Source organism: Bacillus pretiosus (assembly GCF_051294775.1).
GTDB classification, from domain to species: Bacteria; Bacillota; Bacilli; order Bacillales; family Bacillaceae_G; genus Bacillus_A; species Bacillus_A wiedmannii.
This window is the reverse complement of sequence record NZ_JBPPHF010000704.1, coordinates 1-278: the sequence shown is the minus strand read 5'-3', so window position 1 is coordinate 278 and position 278 is coordinate 1. Positions and strand designations below refer to the sequence as shown.

The window sequence follows — 278 nt, the reverse complement described above, 5'->3', positions numbered from 1 at the left end:
CGTTAATGTACCCCTTGCAAATGGTACGCGATTAAATTCAATTCCAATACGAGATAAAGCCTCTGTAGATATCTTTGCGGCCATAACCTCTTGATCGGAGGCATTAAGACTACTTACACTTGTTTCTGACCAACGATAATTCAATAGTGGCTCCTCTAAGTTAATTACTTTATACTTCTCACTTAATCTCTGGAACAACTCATAATCTTCAGCATGTAAGTAATTCAAATCATAATAAATATTGTGTTCTTTTAAAAATTCCGTGCGCATCATCACAG

General features: G+C 35.6%; 1 pseudogene. It reads right to left on the bottom strand.

Annotation, left to right across the window (positions count from 1 at the left end):
* A pseudogene (locus ACSG5Z_RS32800) lies at positions 1–278 on the bottom strand (glycosyltransferase family 2 protein); the annotation flags it as partial.